Below are 20077 nucleotides of genomic sequence, written 5' to 3'. Positions count from 1 at the left end.
CGCCCGTCGAGTACGAGAACACCTACCACCTCACAACCGCAAAACCACAGGTCACAACCACAACCTGAGATCTCTATCGAACCCGGTGCGGTTCATCTTCCTGCCCGTTCAGGGGCGGACCTTCGCCATCTGCTTCGGATACGGCAGTTCTACTCTGGAGTGGTCTCATATCGAGGCGAACTTCGGGCTCCGCTTCGCCGCCCGGAAGTTCGACAGCAACTCCATGAGCGGCATCGGAAGCCGCAGGATCGACGCCTCCGCCCGCTCCCAATGGGTCCAGATACCCTCGAATTCCTCTCTCAAGGATTTCGAGATCGAGCTGGACGGGGAGTTCACCCGGAAACTGGTCGGAAATCTCGAGGAAGGAATCGAGATACCCGAACTGGGCGCCATCGTCGCAACCGATTCCGTATCTTTCAAGCTCGACACCGACCTTCACGCGGTCCATGGCGTCCTCACACAGATGCTCCAGGCCACACTGGCAGGCGAGGCATCAGCCGATCTCGCTTTCATCGACTCCCTGGAACCTCTACGGGCCACAAGCGAGATCGTGCAGCGCCTCGAGCAGCGCTTGGCCCTTGAGTTCTTCGGAACGTCCGACGAACCTGCCACCGGCGCGTCGGCGGTGCCGCCGGACCCGATGAACGTTCACGTCCTCGCATTCGCCCCGTCGGACGACCTGTCGATCGAGAACCTCCATGACTTCGTCGCCCAGAAGGGAGGTGAGTTCCCGGAGTTCGACGAGATGTCGCTTACCTCCCTGCGATCGGCCATCTCCGCGCTGCCGGGCCGGAACACGGTCGGCAGCCTCAAGAACGTGAAGATCCAGGCCAGGGACGCCAACGGTGATCCCGCCAGCCAGGCCAAACCCCTGAAGCACTGGCTCATCTTCGAAGAGGGAGACGGACAGCAGCGGTACCTGCTCACCCTCGGCAAGTGGTACGCCCTCGCTGCGGACTACTACGAGAAGCTGGACCAGGACCTCGCCCAGATCGAGGACGTCACCGCGCTGCTGGAGCTCCGCACCTGGGACGACTGGGGACACAGGAAGAACTGGGAGAAGCACTACAACGAGAAGGCCGCCGAAGACCGCGACGACCTCGTCTGCCTGGACCGGCACCGGCTCTTCCCGCAGGACGGCAACGGCGATCAGATCGAGGCGTGCGACCTCCTCCACGAGAACGGCTACCTGATCCACGTCAAGCACTACACCGGCAGCCAGACCCTCAGCCACCTGTTCTCCCAAGGATTCGTCTCCGCCCAGACGCTCGTCGCGGACTCCTCCTACAGGAACGACTTCATCGAGGCAGTGAAGTCCCTGTCGAACAACCCTGCCCTCGAGGAAGCCGCCGGCGCCAAGCCGCCCCGCTTCGTCACCTACGCCATCGCCTTCACCGGGACCCATCAACTCCCGCAAGACCTACCGACGTTCAGCAAGGTCAACCTGCGCAGCTTCGCTCGGCGCGTGAGGATGGTCGGCTCCGTACCGACGCTCGCCCGTATACAGATGACCTTCAAGCCGAAGAGCGAGCAGAAAGACCCGTAGCCACAGCCGGCCCGCAGCGACTCCGCCCCCTTGTGAACCACACAGACGGCAGCAACGGGCCCAGCACAACGACCAAACAACAAGCCCCAGCCAGGGGGTTATCCCTAGAGTCACAACAGTCTTCCGCATAGTCACAGCACCCCAGCTCAAGACCGGAGCGGGCTCACGCCAGCAGCAAGATCACTGAGGAAACAGCAGGTCATCGCACACCCTCTAACCCTCCATCAAGTCAGACCATCCACACCTCACGGCCCATCCAGATGCCGTAACTAGACGGAAGACTGACACGCCGGCCAGGACCTGCTGGCCGCGGTGTGCCGCGCTGAGCGGCGCAGCCTGGAGCGGGCGCTGCCCGCGTGGTCGGCCGGGCCAGAGGTCTTGGCTGGAGTGTCGTCGGGCGGGCGGCCTGAGGCTCGGTGGCAGTTGGGTGGGGCGGTGCATGGTCTGGTTGTGCACGCGTGTCGGCTGTGCACGGCTGGGCGCAGTGGTCGGGATGTGGCCGCCGCGCGGTACCGGGAGAGGTGGCAGCGGGTCTGCCCGCGGCACGGACGGTGGCTGTTGGGCGCGGGAGATGGTCACCGCCTGGAGTACCTCGGCATCGCCGGCTGTCCGGAGATCGCGGTGGCGCAGCGGCGGTGGCCGGGGGTGGCTGCGCGGGCGGTGGCGGTGGGGGTGGAGCCGGCGGCGGTGTTCTCGGTGGCGTGGGCGGTGGTGTGCCAGTGGTGGGAGCTGGCGTTGGGGTGGGAGCGGGAGCGGGTGTGGCCGGGGCGTCTGCACGCGCTGGCCGGTGGGGATGCGGGGGCGGGCGAGGGGTTTTGGTGGTGGCGGGTGGTGGCGCGTGAGGCGGCTGTCTTTCCTGAGGTCGTCGCTGTGGCCGGGGCCTTGGTCGATCCTGGGGTCGCGGAGATGGTGTGGCGGGATAGCGGGGGTGAGCGCGTGCGGGCGTTCCCGGCTGACGGTGAGTTCGCCCAGGAGTTGGGGCGCAGGGTCGGTCGGCCGTGGCTGGGTGAGGTGGACGCGGTTGCTGGCAGTGGTGCTCTGGTGCGGTGGCGGGGTGCGGTGGTGCGTCGGCGCCGCGATGTTGGGCAGGTCGGCGAGTGGGGGATGGATCCGTGGTGGCTCCCGCGCGAGGAGCAGCCGGTCTCCGTGGCCGCGCAGTTGAGGACGTTGGCGCAGCGCGCGGACGGCAGCATCAGCTGGCGGGCGAGCGTGCCCAGGGAGGAGCGCGGGTGGATTGGCGAGAAGGTCCGCGAGGCCGCCGATGTGTTGAGCTGGCTGGACGTGCACGGCACGGCGGCTGTGGCCGCCGGCGCGCGGGAGTTGATCGTCGGGCTGCTGCAGAGCGTTGCGGTGCTCGATGAGGCTGTCGTAGCGGTCGCGAGCGCGGCGCACCAGGCGGGTGTTCCGCTGGACAGCTTGAGTGGGTGGGCCGGTGTTCCTGTGGAGGAGCTCTCGCGGGATGTCGTGCGGCACCGGGCGGACTTGGAGCAGCGGTATGGCTGAGGGCCCGGTGGTAGCACGGTGGTGGGGCTTGGTGGGGTGGTTTCGGCGGGTCGTCGCCCGTGCGGGTGGGGTGGTGGCTGTCTCGCTCTATCTGCGGTGTTCTCACGTACTTGACTGGCCGTCATGGCGGACATGAGCGTGCCCGGGCTGGCTGTCGGGGCGGAGGGCTTCGAGGCGGTCTTCGCCGTTGACGGCAGCCTTGCGCAGGAGCGGTGGGAGCGGGCGGCGGCGCGGGTGCGGTTCGAGGAGCTGCGGCCGGTGTCGGCGTTCCCGGTCATTCCGGGCAAGCGATGGGGGCCGGGCTGGTGGTGGTCGGCCACGACGGGTGGTCATGTGGCGCACGGATCGGCGGCCATGGTCGTGCAGTTGATGCTGCTGGACCGTGACCCCCAGGTGGTAGGGATCTCCGGGCGTCCGCTGCGGGTGCTGTGGCGCGAGGGGGACGGTCGGGTGCGCTCCTGGGTGCCGCAGGTGTTCGCCCGGTACGCGGACGGGACGGCGATGCTGGCCGACTGCCCGGGTGTTCCTGGGGCCGGCGGTGTGGCGGCGCAGCGGGCGGGCGCGGCGGTGGGGCTGGCGTGTGCGCGGGTGGGGTGGGTGTACCGGCGGCTTCGGGCGCCGGATCCGGTGGTGGTGGGCAATGTGCGGTGGCTGGCCGGGTACCGGCAGCAACGCTTTCGTGGCGCGGCCGGGGTGGAGGAGGCGGTGTTGGAGGCGTTCTCGTGTCCGCGGCCGCTGGTGGAGGGGGTGCGGGCGGTGGGCAATCCACTGGTGGTGCTGCCGGTGGTCTATCACGCGCTGTGGGCGCACCGGCTGCGGGCGCCGTTGGAGCGCCCTCTGCACGGCGGGACGATCCTTCGCCCGGGGCCGGCCTGGGCCGTTCGTGGGCCGGGGCCGGCTGCTGGTGCCGGTTCTGAGGCTGGGGGTGTGGGTGGCAGCCGGGCCACTGGGGGTCGGGCAGGCGGCTTTGGTGCTCTGGGCGCGGGTGCGGGGGTGGGGTGGTGAGCCGGGCGGCGGGGAGTCGGCCGGTGCTGGCGGTGGGCGCGCACGTGGTCTTCGAGGGCCGGAGCTGGCAGGTTGTCGGCGTGCTGGGGCAGCAGGTGCGGCTGGTCGACGAACAGGGAGGCGCGGCGACGCTGCTGGCGAACTACCTGTTCGCCGCCGACGACTTCGCCCTGGTCGGCGAGACGCCGGCGGTGGTGCCGCAGTGGGGGCTGTTCGCGACGGTGCCGCTGCGCGAGCAGGAGCGGGCCCTGGCCTGGCAGCGCCACATCCGGGAAGTGGAGACCGGACAGCTCGAGGTGGCGGGCGAGCTCAGGCGGGAGCCGCGGCCGGAGTACGACCCGGCCACCCGCACCCTGGCCCAGCGTGAGCTGGCCAAGGCGCAGGAGCTGACCGCGGTCGGGTTCGGGAGGATCACGCGCACCAAGGTGCAGCGCATGCGCCTGGAGTACCGCAAGAAGGGACTGTGGGGGCTGGTGGACCACCGCTCCACCCGCACGCACAGTCCGACGGGGCGCGCGGACGACCAGGTCGTGGCGGCGGTCCTGGAGGCGATGCGGCGCCAGCGCGGCCGCTCCAAGGGAACCGTCAAGGGACTGCGGCAGCTGACCGCGCAGGTGTTGGAGGAACGGCACGGGCCCGGCGGTGTGCGGGTGCCGTCCATAGCGACGTTCTACCGGCTGGTGAACGCGCTGGCCGACCCGGGCGAGCGCCCGGGCAGCCCAGCTCGCACCGCCCGCGGGCCCGCACGCCCCTTCCGTCCGACCCAGGTCCTGCGCCCCGGCGAACAGGTCATGCTCGACACCACCCGGCTGGACGTCTTCGCGGTCTTCGACAACGGCAGCGTCGGCCGGCCCGAACTAACGATCGCCCTGGATGTCGCCTCCCGTTCGATCCTGGCCGCCGTCCTGCGCCCGCACAGCACCAAGGGCGTGGACGCCGCGCTGCTGCTGGCCGAGATGGCCACCCCGCACCCGGTGCGGCCGACCTGGCCGCGGGCGCTGGAGATGTCGCGGGCACCGGTGCCCTACGACCTCATGGTCGACGCCGACGACCGGCTGCGGGACGTGGCGGCACGGCCGGTGGCGGTGCCCGAGACGGTGGTCATCGACCGCGGCCGGGTGTTCGTCTCCGAGGCGTTCTTGGCCGCCGCCCAGACGCTGGGCATCAGCGTGCAGCCCACTCCCCCGCGCCAGCCCGCCGCCAAGGGCCCCGTCGAGCGCACCTTCGGCTCGGTGAACACCCTGTTCTGCCAGCACGTCGCCGGCCACACCGGCGCCAGCCCGGCCCGGCGCGGAGCCAACGCCGAGAGCGAGGCAAGGTGGAGCGTGGCGCAGCTGCAGGACCTGCTGGACGAGTGGATCGCCGTCGAGTGGCAGAACCGGCCGCACGAAGGGCTGCGGCATCCGTCGATGCCGGCCGTCGCACTGTCCCCGAACGAGATGTGGGGCGCGCTGCTGGCCGCCTGCGGTCACGTCCCGGTGCCGCTCGGCAAGGCCGACTACGTGGAGCTGCTGCCGGTGGTGTGGAAGCCCATCACCGAGCGGGGGATCCGTATCGACCACCGCACCTACGACGACCACTGGCTGAACCCGTTGCGGGGCGAGTCCTCCGGTGTGAGTGCGCAGCGGGGGCGGTGGGAGGTCCACCACAATCCGCACGACCTGCGGCAGGTGTGGGTGCGCCGTCCCGATGGACGGTTCAAGGCGGTGCCGTGGATCCACGGTGAGTACGTCCACCGCCCGCTCGGCGATGACCTGTGGCAGCACCTGAAGGAGACGGTTCAGCGCCGCGGCAGCAGGGAGCAGCACGAGGCCGACCTGGCGCAGGCCCTTGCCGATCTGCTGCTCAGGGTCCGCACCGGTGAAGCCACCGCCCGTGAGCAGCAGCTGGCCTCCCGGCAGGCGCCCCTGGCGATCCCCCATGACCTTGGTACGGGCACTACCCCCGAGGTGCCGGCTGCGCGCCGGGGTGTGGAGGCCCGGGCGGGTGCGGAAGGAGCCCGCGGCGGCCGAGGGCGGCCCCGCCGGAGCGAACAGGACCCCGCCGCTGGTGAGTCTGATGTGGGCGGTGAGGACTGGCAGGCAGCGGCGGTGCCTGCCGGCGGGCGGCCCGGGTCTGCGGGGCCGCGGACCGTGTCGCTGCCGGGCGCACCCGGCGCTGGCGGCAGCGCTGGCTCGGTGTTGGCCGACTGGCCGGGTGAGGAGAGCTTGGAGGACCTCGGCGAGGACGAGGACGACGAGGCCTTGGGCGACGCCGCGTGGCCGGATGAGGAGGAGGGCGGGTTCGCCCTGTACAACGCCCGTAAGGAGGCCGAGCTGTGGTGATCGACAACCCCGCCGAGCGGGCTGGGCAGGACCGGGATGCTTCCCCGACGACGTGGGAGTCGTTTCGCCGCTTCGCCGACGAGCCGCCCTTGGTGCCGCCCGCGCCCGGTGATCCGCCGCGCAGCGTGGAGGAGCGGCTGGCCTACCACTCCCGGTTCGTGACGGTGCGCACCCCCGCCGTCGTCAAAACGCTGGTGGAGGTGCGGACCCTGATGGCGCTGGGGCGCTACCAGCAGGCGACCGCGAGGCCCTCGCTGATCGTCACCGGGCCGCCGACCACGGGCAAGACCACCACGCTGCTGGAGGTCGGGCGCACCTGTCACCTCGCCGAGCGGGCGCAGGCCGGCCGTGGCGCGAGCCAGGTGCCCGTCGCCTACCTGCTGGTGCCGCCCGGCGCCAGCGCCAAAGCCCTCGCGCTGGAGTTCGCCCGCTACCTCGGCATCCCCGTCTCCGCCCGCATGACCCAGGCCCAGATCGCCGTGTCGGTGTGCCACACGTACAACACCGCGGGAGTGCGGCTGGTGATGATCGACGAGATCCACCGGCTCAACCCGCGCACCAGCACGGGGGCGGAGGCGGCCGACTTCCTCAAGGACCTCACGGAGCGGATCTCGGCCACGTTCGTGTACGCGGGCATCGATGTGACCGCCACCGCGCTGTTCAGCGGTACCGCGGGTGCCCAGCTCGCCGGCCGGGCGGGGCTGATCGACTGCGACCCCCTGCCGGTGGTGGCCCGCACCAGCATGGCCGGGGCCGGCGGCTTGGGGCCCGGTACCACCGGACGGGGCCGGCGCGGCGGCGACCGCGGCCGGCCTGGTGACGGCCGCGCAGGGCCGGGTGACGATGGCGACGGCCGAGAAGCCGAGGGCGGTTCGGCCGGCAGCGGGCAGGGGCCAGGCGCAAGCAGCTCGGGAGGCACCGTCGGCAGGAACAGTGCCGGAGGCGGCGGAAGGAGCGGGAGCAGTGCCGGCGAGAGCGGGGGCGCGGGGAAGGCTGGCGGCACGGTGCTGATCCGGCCCTTCCGCGAGACGGTCGCCGCGATGGAGATGGCCCTGGACCTGCAGCAGCACCGCCCCGGCACCCTCGTTCGGCTGGCTCCCTACCTGCACGAGCGCACCGCGGGGCGTATCGGCAGCCTCTCCCGCCTGCTGCGGCGGGCCGCGATCACCGCCATCCTCGACGGACACGAGAAGATCACCCGTGCCGGCCTGGACGCCATCGCCCTGGACCACCTCGCCGAAGAGCACTACCGGCCCCGCCACCCCGCCCGCCGAAGCCCCCGCGCCAACACGTCCGCGCGGCATACCCAGTGACGCCCCCTCCGATGAGACGCCCGGTCAGGCCGCACTACGGACCCGGCGCTCTGGTCCTGGAGGCTCTCGCAGCGGCCGAGGCACGCTCACGCGGCACCGCGACCACCCCTGCCCCGCCGGCCCGGGAACAGCCCCGCACACCGCGGCCGCTCAGCCCTACCAACCCGCCGACGGCCGGAGCCCTGCGGGTGCGGCCGATCCCCCACGAGAGCACCGCCTCCTACCTGGAGCGCCTCGCCGACGCCTACCGCACCACCACCGCCCACCTCCTCGACAGCCTCGGCATCGCCCTCACCCACCCCCGCAACAGCCGCGGCGGCGCCGCAGGCTCCGAGCTCCGCCTCGACCCCGCGGCCCAGCACCGGCTGGCCGTCTTCGCCCGCACCCCGCTCGAGGACCTCAAGCGGGCCCTGCCCCGCCTGACCGCCAACCCCACCCACCACCACTCCCCCGACGCCCGCACCAGTACCGGCCCTCGCCACACAACGGCAGCCGGCGAACCGCGGCCGCCCACCGGCGCATGGCAACGGTGCGAGCCCGACGAACACCCCGTCCTGGCCTGCCCCGCCTGCACCATGCGGCACACCCGAGGAGCCACCAGCCGCGCTCACATCCACCCACCCGCCCACCAGGTGCTGTGTCCGCCGCACCGGCACTGGAGCCTGGATCCGGACCACCACCTCACCACCGTGGCCCTGCCCGAACTCCACCGGGCCCACCGCGAGCACCAGTACCTGCTGCGCCACCCGCGCGCTGGCGACGCCACCACCTGGGCCAGGGCGATCACCACCCGCTGGTACGACCAGCAGAGCATCCTCGCCACCCGGTGGCAGCACCGCCTGAAGCGCCTGGCCGGCTCCAACCCCCACGCGGAACCGGCCGGAAAGTCCTGGGCCCTGCACGCACGCGCCCTGATCACCTACCCGGAGACGATCGTCCTCGCCCGGACCCTGGCCACCACACGCCTGCCTGAGCAATCACGGCAAGGCACCGACCCCGGCCCGCACCCCGCGATCACCGTGTTCTGCCGCGCCACCGCCCACCGGCTGGGCATCGCCCGGCTCACACCCCCACCCGGCGACCTGTGGTGGACCTGGATCCACCACACCACCACCCCCACCACCAAACACCGACCCACCTGATAGACCCGGCCACCAGCCACCAACCCACACGGGCGATGGCCCACGCTCACGGGCCATCCACTTCCCGCCGCACACCACTACGGTGCTCCACCACCTCATGGCGCAGCGGCACCGTGAGCTGCGTCTCCTGGGCCCACGACCGGGCGTAGACGAGGGTGTGGAAGCCGCCCGCGTGGTACCCGCCGCTGGAGATCACCACCTCGGCATCGAAGTCGATGCCGAGCTAATCACCGCGAAGACTGCGGCTAACGCGAAGCCGAAGTTCTCGCAGGCGAACCATCACGAAGGAGTTGTTGGGCACGGTCATAGTCGGGCCAGGTAGGAAGCCAAAGAGGTTGGCAAGCCAGGACCAGCCTGGCCTCCGTCGGAGGGGAAGCCCGACCAAACCGCTACCGGAGCCGCAACGAGGCAAGTCGAGTACTTCCCACTGGACTCACGAGCTCAGCAAGCCAGCGCCCGACCATGCCTCACTTCAAAACCTGGAACTCATAGCGTTGGGCAACCAGCTCTCACTGCCTGTCTCGGGGCGGGAAGAATCCCTGGCGTACCGAACCGTCAACGCTGAATGCGTGGATAGCAGCTCGCCCTCTAATGCTCGCCGGGGGTGTGGGGTTCTCGATAACGATGACCTGCCCCGGAGGGTTTTCGAGGAGGTTCCGGTAGAAGTTCTCAACGACGTCGGCGGTCATCAGCTCGGGATTTTCTTCGTGCGGGTCCTCGGGGCGGCGATAGGTGAGTACCGGCGTGTCGAGCACGACGAAGCCCGGGTGGATCAGGTCGCGGGCGGTGTTTCGGCGCGCCAGTGATACGGCGAAGGCCGCGTGCAGGATAGACCGCATCCCCCTGCCGCGGCTCTTCCGTGGCTGCCCGTCGACGGAAAGTTCGGCGTTCGTCGGATCATAGGTGACGTAGTTGTTTCCAGGAACATGCCAGGCTTCCAAGGTCTCATGGATGGTGCGCTCGAAGTCGGCGATGTCGGCGGCGGGAATGCCGTCGGGGCGGGCTACCGGCAGAGCAGGTGTCACGGTGGAAAGCGTTGCCTTTAGATCCTCGAGCTGGTCGATCTGAGCGTGCAGGGCAAGCTCGCTTTCGACCCGCGAGCGGGCGTTCAGCAGCTCGGTGGCGTCTGTGTCGACGGGCTGCATCCGTTGATCGAGTGCGTGGAGCTCCGCAGCGTTGACCGCGAGCTGCTCCTCGCGGGCGGCGCGGGCGGACTCCATGTCGGCCGCCTGCTCTTCCAGGTCTTCGATCATGAGGAGTAGGTCGTTGAGCAGGTCAGTTGTCTTACGTGTCTCCGCAGATACAGACGTTGCCAGCTGGGTTCTCTCGGCAACGTGGTGCTCCGGGTGCTGATGCTGTGGCTCGGCACCGCAAAAGACGCAGGCCCCGGTCTGGAAGTAGCCCAGGAGGGTGCCAGCTTCACCGACCATCTGGAGCCGAGCCAGGTCCGACTCGTACTGTTCCCTGAGCAGAGCAAATCGTGCCAGCAACTGCTGGACCTCGGCTGCCCGCTGCTGGGCCGCGAGGTCGATCTCCTCCAAGTCCCGGCGGTCGCGCAGAAGGCTGGTGCGGAGCCCAGCAAGCTCGACGGCGGCGGCAGTCACCTCGCCAAGGGATACCTGCAGGCGGTCGAGCTGCTCCCGCAGTTGAGACTGGTTCGCCTCAAGCGTGAGCTTCTCACGGCTCTCGTCGAGCAGGTGGTCGATGACCGCGATTTTGCCCTTGCCGAACTGCTTCTCCAGATTGCTTGGCGCGGCAGGACGTTCTGGCTCTTCCTGCCCGCTGAGGAGGAGTTTGAAGACCGACTTCTCCCTGGTCTCGTTCAGCGGATTCCGAGTGCCGAGTACAGGAGAGTGCTGGTCTGCCATACGTGTGTCGTTGATGACAGCGAGGCGCGCAAGGTCCCGAAAATTCAGCGGCAGGACATTGCCGCGGCCGCTCTGGAGGATTCTCTGGCCGTCGATCCCCAGCACGGTCAGCAGGAAGCGGGAGATGTTCTTCTTCGACTTGGCGTTGTGCTTGAACTTGAGAGTCTCGTTCGCCGGCTCTGATGGCACATCTCGGAGATCGTGGTTGAACACCTCGATGGTGTCGCCGCCGATGACACGGGACAAGGTGAGGCTGCGGCCGTCACTCACCCGTAGGCCCAGGAGGATGCGGGTGTAGCCGTCATCTTCCGGAATCGACTTGAGTTCGCTGGCGCCCAGCATGTAGTCCACGGCCTCTTCGACGTAGGACTTACCCGTGTCGGAGGCTCCGTAGATGACCGTCAGGCCCGGACTGAACTCGACCGCAGCTGGGGGCTTGCCCACGCCAAGGAAGGTCAGGTGTACGAGCGTCAGCCTGATCACAGGATGTCATCTCCCAGGTCGCCGGGACTCACGTGATTGCGGTTAGACCAGCGCTGGGTGATCTGCTTCATGCCCTCGCGGACGTCAGTTCCTTCGTGCATGTAGGTGCTGGTGAGCCAATCGGCCCGTTCGATGAGCTGGCCGACGTACGGGGCCTCCAGCGCGCTAAGGAAGCTCGCTGCCTCGTCCGTGGCCCTGTACATGAAGCCGTCGTCGGCGGTCGTCATGTCGGCGAGGCCAGCGCGCAGCAGAACCATGAGGCCCTGCTCGATGAGCTGGCGGCGCAGGCCGAGCTCACCGGGGCCGGCGGGGAGGTCGGGGTGGAGGCTGGCGGGACCATGGTCGAGGTCGCCGCTATGGAGCATGGCGTGGTCCAGGTAGACAAGTTGGGCGACATCCAAGCGGCGGGGGAAGGCCTGCGACAAGAGGACCAGGGTGCGCATCCCGGCCTCCACGGGGCTGTTGAGGGGGGTCACGGGGTCTCCTCTTTGCACCAGGTCAGCCGGTCGTCGTTGGCCAGACGATGACACATGCCCTTGAGGTCAATAACCTTCACCACGGGGGCAAGGATGTTCGCCGGGTTCGGTGTGTGGGCGACAGCCGCGTCCAGTACGGCTTCCAGCCGTGCGTAGCCGCTGGGATAGTCGCGGTCTTCGATCTCGATCACGGCGTCGTACAGGTCGGTCTCGATCGCGGTGTAGGTAGCTTCCGGGACGCTCTCCTGGGCGAAACGCCAGAGCGACTCGGCGTGGAAGAAGGCAGCACGCTGACGGAAGAGGTGGCCGCTGACTTTCGCATGGGCACGGGCTTGTTGAAGCGTCTCCAGGGCGACGCCGTGCTTCGCGTTGTAGGCGTCCAGAAGCTTGCGGACGTAAACAGCCTCATGGGGTGCCTGGTCGGATGGGGCCGGGTCGGCGGCCGGGCGCGGCTTGAGCGGTTGCGGGAAGCGCCTCACGTGATGGGGCGTCGCAGCGTGAAGGTCGAGGATCTCTTCCAGGTTCCTCGCTTCGAACATCGAGAAGTCCGTCACCTGCGCCAACTCCCCCACAGCGGTGCGCATCTCAGCGCTGAGCTGGGGTTTCTTCCCAAGTTGTGAATCCTGGGCGTTCCACGCAGCGAAGAATTTTTCCTTCAGCTGGGGCGGGTTGAGCAGGAGCCGCTCCAGTTCCGTACCGATCTTTGGCGCGACAAAGACATAGCGTTTGGGCAGCTCGTACGTACCGAGGACCTTCGCAACGAAGATCTTGACCATCTCCGGGAAGGCGTCCGATCGCCCGAGCGGCTTGAGGTAGTGCTTGCACTGATAGCAGTGCCACTCACCTGCCGTGCCCTGCTCGGAAAGGCAGGCCGCGACATCCGCTCCGCGGTCACCGGCCCCGCCCATCCGCTGTACCCGGACGTAGGGCCGACCATCCCATGTACCGAACTGGTGGACCCACTCGACGGTGAAGTCCTCCCAGTCGTCCGCGTCGTAGATGTACTGCAGGTACACCTGAGGAGTGGGCATAGGAGCGCTCTGGGTCGGCGGGGCAAGCACGACGACCTCTGGCGATTTTGGCTCAGGAAAGCCCTCGAACACCGGCCGAGCTCCGTCTCTACCCGGCTCAAGCCTTCCAGCCACGCACACCCCCGGCCTCAACTGCCGCGCAAGATCACTCAACGTAGTGATATCACCCCGCATGGTCTAGCAGGAAGCCCACAGCAGCCACTCCCCTGCACTCGGTCGTAGTCGATCACCCTGCGCCCGCATCCGAGCCCTCTGCCGGCCTGGGAAGCGCCCTCCTCGCCCGCCTCCAGGAGCAGGCTTTTTTTGCGCGTACCGGATCGGATGGGATACCGGGTAGACAGCGCCCTGATCTCTGGAGGTGCCGGCGCCGATCTCTGCAACGAAGTCGGGCTGGATCAGGGTGGAGTCCAGGACGTAGCGGCTACCCATACCGAGGAGAACCGCCCACCGATCCAGCGATGACCGGTGCTGGCCGAGGTGAGGTGCTCGGCGAGCTAGCGTGGCAGCGCCACCGCGGCCAGGAACGACGGGCCTTCACGTCCAACGACTGCTGCCCCCGGCGGAGGTGACAAACCCTCATTCAACCGCCAGCCGAAAGCTGAACCCCTCTTCCACAGACCGCCCAGCCACCAGCCCCCACCCACCTGACCGGCACGCCCCACCAAGGACGCTTTTGTTGAACCTGGCCCTGGCCTCCGCTGTCACGCACACAGCCCCGGCAATCCTGTCCCGACCGATCCCCCACGGGGCTACCAGTGAACTCGTGAAAGGTCACATCAGATCTCAACCAACCCACGATTCCCAGTGCATCACTCATAACCACAGCTCAGGAACCAGGCAACTGGCCACCCCAGACAAAGACGATCAAGCTTCCAACGCCTGACCCCACCTCACCAGGGCCGCCCTGCTCCCACACCACCCACAACACCCCACCTCAACAGCCAACCCACACAACTAAAAAGACGAGCCGTCACAGGTGGCGCAGGGCCCGAGGCGCATGTCGGTCATGGCCTGTATGGGTTCAACTCATAGGCAGGGGGCGCAGCGTCCTCACAATGATCTCGGCGTGCTGGCCGGCTGTATGCGCTTCCTCCGGCGTGGGTTCCTCCCCTCGGTGCGCCGCGTGGTTCCTGACTGTGGCCAGTTCGGTGTTCGTCTTGCCCTTTGAAACACCGGGCTGCCCGCCAAGAGCAGTGCAGAGTGCGTGCAGGTTGACCAGACCGTTCACGTCCTTGATCATTTCCTCGGCGAAGTCGCTGGACAGCCCGGTTCCCATGAGGCGGTCGGTGATGTACGAGCCGAGTGCCACCTCGGCTGCCGTGGCTGCATCGATGGTCGCCTTACGCGTGTCATTGGAGTCGCGTGCGTCTCGAGCTGTCAGCAGCAGTCGGTGCTCGATCGGAATCCGCTCGGTCTCAGATGCACGGCGGAACGCACCCAAGAGTTGCTCGACGCTGAGCGGACGCGCGCCGAAGAAAACCGCGCCCAGATTCGTCTTGGTTCCGGTCATATGGGTCTTGCCGGCCGGAACGTGGAAGGCCGCGTCGTGCGAAGTATCGAAGTCCGCCAAGGGCTCACCGCTCCAGGCGGAAGCCCATTCCCGGACGATGGTGAACCACTCCCTAAACGCACCCGCAAGAGCCTCCAGCTCGGGCGACGCCGCCATCGGCTCGTGCGGATGGAGGAGAAGGGATGCAGATGCTGCGGTGACGTAGTGTAAACGGCTCGTGCTGCGGTAACCCCAGTGGCCACGGAAACGTGAAGCGATCACCGCAGGAACCGGCTTGCCTCGGTAGTCGACGTCGGCAGCGAGCGCCCCATCAGCCTGGACCACCGGCATCGCCACATCAACCAGGTGCTCCCCGATACTCGCCCTGGCGACGAGTCCGAGGCAGTCCTTGTCCAGGGGCAGCGCCCAAGGGAAATGGACAATTCCTGAGTACCTGCGGCGTCGCGACATACAACCATGTTGGCTCATAGCCTGCTTCGGTGCTGGCACTATGCCTGTCACGGCTGCGTCTCACCTGAGCTCGCAGGCAGGTGCTCATTGCAGATCAGTCGGCAGCGACTTGTCGGTGGCGGCCTTGTGGGTCTTCGCGTCCTGGGTGGTGGGCGATGGCGAGGATCCGGTGGCCGGCATCGAGGTGTGGGTGGCGTCGGGGCGCCGAAGTCGTGGGGGATGCCGTTCCGGTGGTCGCCGCGCGCGGTGTCAGGCGGTACGGCGGCGCAGGGCGCGCAGGCCGAGGTCGTAGGCGAGCACGGCGATGATCAGGACGACCAGCGGCCAGAGGTAGTGGTCGTCGAGGGGGAACTGCTGGCGGCTGAGGGCGCCGGCGGTGGCGACGGCGCCCGCGACGGCGGTGCAGCCCGGCACGTTGGCCAGCCGGGGGATCGGAATGCGCAGGTGGCGGGTGCCGGTCTCCGTGTCGGCGGGGCTGTGGGGGGTGAGTGCGGTGTGCTGGGTCATGGCGGTGTTCTCCGGTTGGTTGGTGTGTCTCTGGTTCTGGTCTAGCCACTCGAGGGGGTCCGCTGCCCCGCTGCCCTGCGGGTGGTGGGGCAGCGGACCCCCTCGAAGTGGCTAGACCCGCCTGAGCTGCAGGCGTGTCAGCAAGCCGGCCTGGGAAGGACGGAAGGCGGGCCTGACGTAGTTGCCGCAGACGGCCCGCTGCAGGACGGCGAGCAGCATGGCCATGGTGGTGACGAGCAGGACGGTGCTGCCGAGGACGGCGCTCGCCGTGAAGGCGGCGATCACGAGGCCCGCGGCGGCGATCCCCGTGACCCGCCTGGCCTGTGTGGCTCGGTTGGTGATCATGTGCTGCTCCTTACCTGCGGGTGGTGGCCGGCTTGGCCTGGTCGAAGGACGCGGGTTCGTCGGTGAGCGTCCCGGCCGGGACGCTCGCGCGCAGGCGGGCGAGCAGGCGCTGGTTGCGGGGGTTGTTGGCGGTGCGGGCGGCGGCCCCGTCGAAGGCCCGGTTCATGGCCTGGCCGAGCGCCTCGAGGATGTCGGGCGGCCCTTCGGTCTCGGGGCTGTGACCCGTCTGGTCGTTCATTCGCTTCGCTCCTCTGGGAAAGACAGTGCGCATGGTTCGCTTCTCGAGCGGTTTCCGGAGCCCTCCAAGACCCCGACCCGGAGGCACGGTGCGCGTGAACGCACCGTGCCACCTAGACCGGGTCCGGGTTGCTACAGGTCCAGCTCACCGCGCAGCTGATCACGGTTGTCCTTGAGCCGCTGCCTGGCCTTGGAGAGATTGGAGCGCACGCCCTCGGGCTGGATGTCCAGCGCGACGGCGGCTTCCGCGGTGCTCATCCCGACCACCTGGGTGAGGTAGAGCGTCTCGAACTGGCGGGGCGTCAGGTACTTCTCGCACACCCGGACGAGAGCACCGAGGGTGGGACCGTCCGACGCGTCCTCGTCGTCGAACTCGGCCGCGGCCCGCGCCCACCGGTCCCACTCCTCGGCGTCCCCGGACACCAGCACCTCGCGCTTGCCGGTCTCGTGCCAGCGCTTGATCAACCAGTTGGAGATCGCCCGGTACAGGTAGGCGCCCGGGTTGGCCAACGGGGGCAGGGTGCCTTCTTCGGCCTTCCGGAGCAGCTTGGCTGTGACGTCCACGATCCCGTCCTCGATCGAGTCCAGCGACCAGCCCCGCGCGCGCAGACCGGGGATCGTCTTGCGGGCGTAGACCCACAGCTCCTCCGGGCTCAGCACCCGCCCCAACGGCTTCGCCGGGCCGGTGTTCCCCTCCTGTGGGGGGTCACCGGTGGCAGCGCCCGTCGTGTCGTCCATGGAAATCCTCTCGGGGGCAGGGCCGCCGGTCGTGCTCGGCCCGAAGAACAGGGGAACCCACAGTGGTTCGGCGCCCCAGTGCTGCGCCGCTCCACCGCCGTACACCGGGTAGACCTCTCGGGCCGCCCTTCGTGTCAGCCCACCTGTGTGATCCGGGCCACAGGCGCACCGTCAGATGTTTCGTGCCGCAACCCAGTTGGGTCGGGTGGCGGGCCGCGGCGCAGCCCCGCGCGGATGAGGCCGGCAGGACGACGGGGTCCTGTCCCGTGCCGCAGACGAGGTACCGCGGCACGGCCGGCCGGCTCGACGAGGTCATCTCGGCCCCGGACCGGTTGCCGGAGCCGACCGAGGGCCGGGTGAAAGCGGACGGGTCGCCGGTCTTCGGCTCCGGCACGACGCCGATGACCGGCTGCCGGCGAGGGGTTGATCCGCCCGCCAGGTCGTGTAGAGGGCCGCATCCCGGGACCCGGGGCCGGTACGGAAACTCCCCTCCGGGAGGGGCTTGACCGGCGTTCTCCCACCCCTACCGTGCGGCGCCATGAACCCCGGATATCGGGGTTCGGCCCTGCACCGGCCAGGTGTGAGACGAGGAGAGCGACGTGGACGAGATGAGGCCGCGCGGCCAGGAGACGGGCGCGGCGGGGTGGGACGGAACCGAGCGCCGACGGGCCATCCAGGACCGGCGGGCCGAGGTGCCGGGAACGGCGGTGGTTCCGGTGGCGTCCGGCAGGCGGTCCGCCTGGCGGTCGCCGCAGCGGTCGGTCGGCCGGCTGCTCGCCAGGTTCTGCGACGTGCTGGTCGGTGCCGCCCTCAGGTGGGTGCTGGAACTGCTGGCCGAGCTGACGCTGGCGCTGCTGCGCTGACCCGGTCGTTGCCGAGCCTGTCCCGGCGCTCGCCGGGGCAGGCTCGGTGCCGGTCAGTGCCAGGTATAGGTCCGGTCGGTCATCGGCTCCAGCAGCACCGTGCTGTCGGCGATGGCCGGCTGGTTGAGGACGGCCAGGGCGGGGCCGACGGCCGGGTACAGGTGGAGGCCGGCCGCGCGCAGGACGTCCACCCAGACCACCTCAGCGACATCGTCGGCGTCCAGCTCGGCCACCGCGAGGGCCTGACGGACGGTCAGCGGCACCCGGACGACGTAGACCAGGTGGAGGCGGTAGAGGAGGCCGGGGCGGCCGGGCCGGGTGGTGAGCTGGTCCTGGACGTGGCGCAGCCGCGGGGGCTCGGGGAGTTCGGCGACGTCCAGGCCGAGCTCCTCCGCCAGTTCGCGGGCGAGCGCCTGGGTGGTGGTCTCGCCGGGGTGGACCAGGCCGCCAGGGATCGAGAACTGCTCGGCGTTGCCGGGCTTGTGACGGCGGATCAGGCAGAGCTCGCGGCCTTGGAGGATCAGCGCGCACACCCGCACCGCCACGGCCGGCGCTTCGGGCGCCGGGCGGCCGCCGTGCTGAACCTGGCCGCAACGACCCGGCGGCCGCCCCGCTGCTGACTGGCCTGTCGGCGGTCCAGGTGCGCAGCGGGATGGTGTCGATGACCGGGAAGAGGTGGGTGGTGTCGGTGATGTCGAGCAGGCGGGTGACGGGGCGACGAGGTAGAGCTGGGTGTGGTGGAGGGTGAGGTGGCGGTGGGTGGCCTGCAGGAGGGCCAGGCCCGCGCAGGACATGAAGGTGAGGCGGGTCGTCACGACGCACAGCCGCCTGGGGTGGTGGGCCTGTGCCCGTTGGAGGGCGGCTGCTACGGCGGGGCGGGTGTCGTGGTCGAGTTCGCCGGCGAGGTAGCAGACGGCGGTGGTGCCGATCTTGGCGGTGAACGTCGTGAGTTCGGTCGGCGGCGGGGGTCCGGTGGACAGGCGGGCACGCAGGCTGGCGATCATGACGCCTCCTCGCCCCGCCGCGCCGGGCCGGAAGTACAGGGGGAGAGCGACGCCGTGACAGCCGCGCGAGGAGGGAGGTCTCCAGGAAACGGGAGTTGCGAACGACGGGTACCGGCCAGGTCCCAGGTGGAGTACCGGCCGACACCCTCAACCTACCCGGTCCGGACGTCCGGCACCGTTCGCAGACGTGCCGATCCTGTGGCGAGGCGCGGGGCGGGGCGGGGCCGGGGTCCGGTCAGCGCCAGCGGTAGGTCCGGTTGGTCATCGGCTCCAGCAGCACCGGGGTGTCGGCGGTGGCCGACTGGTTGAGAGTGGCCAGGGCGGGGCCGACGGCCGGGTACAGGTGCAGGCCGGCCGCGCGCAGGACGTCCATCCAGACCACATCGGCCACGTCGTCGGCGTCCAGCTCGGCCACCGCGAGGGCCTGACGGACGGTCAGCGGCACCCGGAGAACGTGGACCAGGTGCAGGCGGTGGAAGACGGCGTCACGGCCGGGCCGGGTGGTGAGCTGGTCCTGGACGTGGCGCAGCTGCGGGGGTTCGGGGAGGTGGGTGACGTCCAGGCTGAGTTCATCGGACTGCTCTGTACGTTCGGCGGAGCCAAGCCCCCAATCCCCCGGGGTGGCGCCGATGCCCCAAGCCGAGCTTGGGGCAAGCCCCTCTCCGACACAGTCGGAACCCCGGTCAGGCCGCGGCGGGGGCCGGGAGCCGGGAGCCGGACCAGCTTGCCCCGATCGAGCTGGCCAGGGGTCAGCCGAGAAAGTCGACGCGGTCGATCAGGTCGTCGCGGACCCGGTAGGCGACCAGCAGCCGCAGCGAATCGGCGGCCAGGCCGTGGAGAACGGTGGCATCGCGGCGGTTGACCACCGCGGACTCGGCGTAGGGGGCGAGGAACGCCTCGATGTCGTGGATGTTGTAGGCCGCGAGCTGGCGCTCCACTACCTCCCAAGCGGGCAGCCCGGCTGACCGAGCTCGGCATGCGCTGGGAGTAGCAGGCCACGGCCCGGGACAACAGGCAGATGGCCTGACGCCGACGAGACAAGGTGAAGGCCCAGATCAGAGCCGCTGGCTCAGGCTCTTGGGCCTTGGCCGAGCATGCGGATGACGGCGAGGACCCGGCGGTTGTGGTCTTCCGACACTGGGAGGTCCAGCTTTCCGAAGATCGCCGCCACATGCTTCTCCACAGTGCCCGTGGACACGTGCAGCTGCTGGGCGATGGCCGTGTTCGAGCGGCCCTCGGCCATCAGGGTCATGACGTCTCGCTCCCGGTCAGTGAGCGCCTCCAGCTTCTCGGTGCGGCGGCTCGCACTGGCCAGTTGGGTGACGACCTCCGGGTCGAGAGCGGTGCCGCCGGCCGCGACGCGTTCCAGCGCGTCGGTGAACTCGGCGACGTTCGCGACACGCTCCTTGAGCAGGTAGCCCACACCCGCGGAACCCTGCGCGAGCAGCCGGGTCGCGTACTTGGTCTCGATGTACTGGGAGAAGAGCAGGACACCGGTCTCGGGGTGCCGTTCTCGGATGTCGATCGCCGCGCGCAGCCCGTCGTCGGTGTGGGTCGGTGGCATCCGGATGTCCACGACCGCGATGTCGGGCGCGTGCTCGGTGACGGCCGCGCGTAGGGCGTCGGCGTCCGCGACCGAGGCGGCGACCTCGTGGCCGCGCATGGTCAGCATCTGGACGAGCAGCTCGCGCAGTACGGCGGCGTCCTCGGCGATCACTACGCGCATGGATGC

Annotated in this window: 20 protein-coding genes; 7 read left to right on the top strand and 13 right to left on the bottom strand. The window is 69.4% G+C overall.

The window, feature by feature from the left end; genetic code table 11:
• The 6 genes from ACWCYY_RS38715 to ACWCYY_RS38690 form a co-directional block, all read left to right on the top strand.
• Positions 1–1546, top strand: a 1546-nt coding sequence (locus tag ACWCYY_RS38715) for a DUF6119 family protein (RefSeq protein ID WP_449798743.1), incomplete at its 5' end; no start/stop codon positions are given.
• Between the two features lie 558 nt (positions 1547–2104).
• On the top strand, positions 2105–3049 hold the full coding sequence (locus ACWCYY_RS38710) for a DNA-binding protein (protein ID WP_449798742.1): 945 nt from the start codon (positions 2105–2107) through the stop codon (positions 3047–3049).
• Between the two features lie 123 nt (positions 3050–3172).
• Complete coding sequence (locus tag ACWCYY_RS38705) at positions 3173–4054, top strand: TnsA-like heteromeric transposase endonuclease subunit (protein WP_449798741.1); 882 nt, start codon at positions 3173–3175, stop codon at positions 4052–4054.
• Between the two features lie 23 nt (positions 4055–4077).
• Positions 4078–6378, top strand: a complete 2301-nt coding sequence (locus ACWCYY_RS38700) for a Mu transposase C-terminal domain-containing protein (protein ID WP_449798740.1) — start codon at positions 4078–4080, stop codon at positions 6376–6378.
• Positions 6372–7691 (top strand): TniB family NTP-binding protein, encoded by a 1320-nt coding sequence (locus ACWCYY_RS38695; RefSeq protein ID WP_449798739.1) that lies wholly within the window; start codon positions 6372–6374, stop codon positions 7689–7691. Before ACWCYY_RS38700 ends, ACWCYY_RS38695 begins: the two co-directional genes overlap by 7 nt.
• Before the next feature lie 188 nt (positions 7692–7879).
• Entirely contained in the window at positions 7880–8833 is a 954-nt protein-coding gene (locus ACWCYY_RS38690; protein ID WP_449798738.1) for a hypothetical protein, read from the top strand.
• Positions 8834–8879: 46 nt separating this feature from the next.
• Here ACWCYY_RS38690 and ACWCYY_RS38685 read toward each other — a convergent pair whose 3' ends face one another.
• The 9 genes from ACWCYY_RS38685 to ACWCYY_RS38645 form a co-directional block, all read right to left on the bottom strand.
• Positions 8880–9032, bottom strand: coding sequence for a hypothetical protein (locus ACWCYY_RS38685; protein ID WP_449798737.1), 153 nt, complete (start codon positions 9030–9032; stop codon positions 8880–8882).
• Positions 9033–9342: 310 nt separating this feature from the next.
• Positions 9343–11184, bottom strand: coding sequence for a hypothetical protein (locus tag ACWCYY_RS38680; RefSeq protein ID WP_449798736.1), 1842 nt, complete (start codon positions 11182–11184; stop codon positions 9343–9345).
• Positions 11181–11660, bottom strand: a complete 480-nt coding sequence (locus ACWCYY_RS38675; RefSeq protein ID WP_449798735.1) for an ABC-three component system middle component 2 — start codon at positions 11658–11660, stop codon at positions 11181–11183. The genes ACWCYY_RS38680 and ACWCYY_RS38675 overlap by 4 nt, the downstream gene beginning before the upstream one ends.
• Complete coding sequence (locus tag ACWCYY_RS38670; RefSeq protein ID WP_449798734.1) at positions 11657–12676, bottom strand: ABC-three component system protein; 1020 nt, start codon at positions 12674–12676, stop codon at positions 11657–11659. The genes ACWCYY_RS38675 and ACWCYY_RS38670 overlap by 4 nt, the downstream gene beginning before the upstream one ends.
• Positions 12677–13712: 1036 nt before the next feature.
• On the bottom strand, positions 13713–14651 hold the full coding sequence (locus ACWCYY_RS38665; RefSeq protein ID WP_449798733.1) for a hypothetical protein: 939 nt from the start codon (positions 14649–14651) through the stop codon (positions 13713–13715).
• Between the two features lie 249 nt (positions 14652–14900).
• Positions 14901–15158: a hypothetical protein gene (locus ACWCYY_RS38660; protein ID WP_449798732.1), complete on the bottom strand. Its 258-nt coding sequence runs from the start codon at positions 15156–15158 to the stop codon at positions 14901–14903.
• A gap of 111 nt (positions 15159–15269) precedes the next feature.
• Complete coding sequence (locus tag ACWCYY_RS38655) at positions 15270–15503, bottom strand: hypothetical protein (protein WP_449798731.1); 234 nt, start codon at positions 15501–15503, stop codon at positions 15270–15272.
• 10 nt (positions 15504–15513) lie between these two features.
• Entirely contained in the window at positions 15514–15741 is a 228-nt protein-coding gene (locus ACWCYY_RS38650) for a hypothetical protein (protein ID WP_449798730.1), read from the bottom strand.
• Between the two features lie 131 nt (positions 15742–15872).
• Positions 15873–16478 (bottom strand): RNA polymerase sigma factor, encoded by a 606-nt coding sequence (locus tag ACWCYY_RS38645; protein WP_449798729.1) that lies wholly within the window; start codon positions 16476–16478, stop codon positions 15873–15875.
• 599 nt (positions 16479–17077) lie between these two features.
• On the opposite strand from ACWCYY_RS38645, the gene ACWCYY_RS38640 reads away from it, so the two are divergent.
• Positions 17078–17341, top strand: a complete 264-nt coding sequence (locus ACWCYY_RS38640) for a hypothetical protein (RefSeq protein WP_449798728.1) — start codon at positions 17078–17080, stop codon at positions 17339–17341.
• Positions 17342–17394: 53 nt separating this feature from the next.
• On the opposite strand, the gene ACWCYY_RS38635 is transcribed toward ACWCYY_RS38640, so the two are convergent.
• From ACWCYY_RS38635 to ACWCYY_RS38620, 4 genes are all read right to left on the bottom strand, one after another.
• Positions 17395–18345, bottom strand: a complete 951-nt coding sequence (locus tag ACWCYY_RS38635) for an NUDIX domain-containing protein (protein ID WP_449798727.1) — start codon at positions 18343–18345, stop codon at positions 17395–17397.
• Between the two features lie 235 nt (positions 18346–18580).
• Positions 18581–18790 carry a hypothetical protein gene (locus ACWCYY_RS38630; RefSeq protein ID WP_449798726.1) on the bottom strand — a complete coding sequence of 70 codons (210 nt, stop codon included), beginning with the start codon at positions 18788–18790 and terminating at the stop codon, positions 18581–18583.
• 304 nt (positions 18791–19094) lie between these two features.
• A complete protein-coding gene (locus tag ACWCYY_RS38625) occupies positions 19095–19283 on the bottom strand; it encodes a hypothetical protein (RefSeq protein ID WP_449798725.1) in 189 nt (62 codons plus the stop codon).
• Between the two features lie 131 nt (positions 19284–19414).
• Positions 19415–20071, bottom strand: a complete 657-nt coding sequence (locus ACWCYY_RS38620; RefSeq protein WP_449798724.1) for a response regulator — start codon at positions 20069–20071, stop codon at positions 19415–19417.
• Positions 20072–20077 lie beyond the last annotated feature (6 nt).

The organism is Kitasatospora sp. NPDC001664 (assembly GCF_053596675.1).
The sequence above is the reverse complement of the archived record's forward strand: the minus strand, read 5'-3'. Positions and strand labels throughout refer to the sequence as shown.